We start from the raw sequence: 2264 nt of genomic DNA, 5'->3' as shown, positions 1-2264 counted from the left end.
GGGGGAGGGGTGGGGGCAGTTCTCTTTGGGGTTTGACCCTGTCCTGTCGCTCGCCCCCCCCCCACCCGCACCCCCCAAGTCCCCCCGGCGCACCCCCATATGGGGACATCGGCGGACGCGGGGGCGCGGGGCGGGGGGCGGCGGCCCGGTGTCGCGCGCCCCCTCTTCCGGTGCGCTCCCCCTCATCCGCCGCCACGGCCCCCTCCCCAGCCTTTAGACTCCCTCCCGTGACAGGCCGAGACCCGAGAGGCAAGATGGGCTCGGCCGTCCGCAAGGGGCAGCAGGTCAGGGAGGAAGCGTCGTCGTGAGTAGCAGGCCATCCCGGGGCGCTGCTCGTCTCGCGGCGATACTCGACGCACTCCCCGACGGCTTGGTGCTCGTCAACGCCAACGGCACGGTGGTCAACGCCAACACCATCGCCCTGGAGATGTTCGAGACCCCCGGCACGGCCCTCGTCGGGCGCGGGCTGCTCGATCTGCTCCCCGAGTTCGACTCCAAGCTCATCCCCGGCTCGATGCGCCGCCCCGAGTCCGCCGACTCCCGGGGCCGTACCAAACCGACCCGGATGGTCGCGCGGCGCACCGACGGCGGCGAGTTCCCCGCCGAGGTGACCAGCGCGAGCCTGGAGGACGGCCGGGACGCGTACACCGACTCCCACAGCTACACCGGCGACGAGCTGCTCATGCTGGTCGTACGGGACCTGTCGGGCACGGTCGACACCGAGGCCGAACTGGCCCGTTCCCAGCGCCAGACCGAGATGATCCTGCGGGCCGCGTCGGAAGGCGTGGTCGGTACGGACACGGACGGCCGGGTCGTCCTCGTCAACCCCGCCGCCGCCCAGATCCTCGGCTTCCGCGCCACCGACCTCGGCGGCCGTGAGCTGCACACCCTGATCCTGCACTCGCGGGCGGACGGTGAGCCGTTCCCGTACGCGGACTCCCCGCTCGCCGACACGCTCAGGTCCGGCCGCAAGCACCGGGTGCGCGGGCAGGTGCTGTGGGCGAAGAACGGCAAGCAGGTGCCCGTCGACCTGACGACCGCGCCGGTACGGGACGGCGACCAGCTCGTCGGCGCCGTGATGACCTTCACCGACCGCCGGGCGCACGAAGAGCTCGTCGACCAGCACAACGCCGAGCTGGCCGAGGCGAGGAAGAAGCACGCGGCGGAGCTGGCGGAGGCGACGGAACGCCTCACCGCCGAGCTGGCGAAGGTCAAGAAGCAGCTCACCGGCGAACTGATCGAGACGACCGAGCGCCTCACCACCGAGCTGGACGAGGGCGCCGAGCGGCACGCGGCGGAGCTGGCGGACCGCAGCGACCGGTACGCGGCCGAGATCGAGGAGCTGACGGAGCGGTACGGCGAGGTCGCGGCCCGGCACGCCCAGCTGACGGCCGTCCTCGGCGAGGCCCTGCGCGGGCCGTTGGAGGAGCTGCGCGGCGAACTGGCCACGCTCGCCGCCGACCCGGCTGGACAGCTCTGGCCCGAGGCCAACCAGATCCTGCACCACCTGGCCGCCGGGTACGCGCGGATGACCACGCTGGTCGACAACGTGCTGGGCTACCAGCGGCTGGACGACGGTACGGAAGGGCTCGCCAAGGTAAACGTCCTGCTCGACGGGGTCGTGGCGGCCGGCGTCGAAGGCGCGATCGAGCTGATCGGCCCCGGCCGGGCGCAGTTCGCGGTGCACGCCCCGCCGATCGAGGCCGAGGTGGACCCGGGCCGGCTGGCGCAGGCCCTCGCGCATCTGATCGCGGACGTGGCCGGGGTCGACTCCACGGGCCGGGCGCGGCTGGTGGCGGGGGGCGGCGGGTACGTCGACTCGACGATCGTGGTGGCCGCCGCGCAGCGCGGTGATGTCGTACGGATCGAGGTGCGCGGGCCGTTCGCCGGGGGCGATCCGGTGCACGAGCCGCTCGTGCGCGGGATCGTACGGGCGCACGGCGGGGTGCTCCAGACGCACGAGATGCCGGGGATGGGCGGGAGCGCGTACGTACTGGAACTGCCGCTGGGGGAGGGCGGGGGGACGATCCCGACCGTCCCGGCGCCCGCGCCGGCCGCCGCGGTGTCCTCGTCGTCGGAGCTGTCCGTGCACGGGGCGGCGGGGACGACGGGGCCGGTGGCGGATCCCGCGGTGGGTCCTTCGGTGGGTCCTGTGGTGGGTCAGGGCGGCGTGGCCGGGCAGGGCGGCGTGGCCGGGCAGGCTTCGGTGCCCGCTCAGCAGCAGGGGCCCGGGACCTCGGGCGGCGGTAGGCGGCGGGCACGGC

At 74.1% G+C, this 2264-nt stretch carries 1 protein-coding gene; it reads left to right on the top strand.

Annotation, left to right across the window (positions count from 1 at the left end):
* Nucleotides 1–304: 304 nt before the first annotated feature.
* On the top strand, nucleotides 305–2264 hold a 1960-nt coding region (locus GT042_RS32385), incomplete at its 3' end, for a PAS domain-containing protein (protein ID WP_161312259.1).

Origin of the sequence: Streptomyces sp. SID3212, assembly GCF_009865405.1 — a bacterium.
Classification (GTDB): Bacteria; Actinomycetota; Actinomycetes; order Streptomycetales; family Streptomycetaceae; genus Streptomyces.
This window is presented reverse-complemented; position numbering and strand designations above follow the sequence as displayed.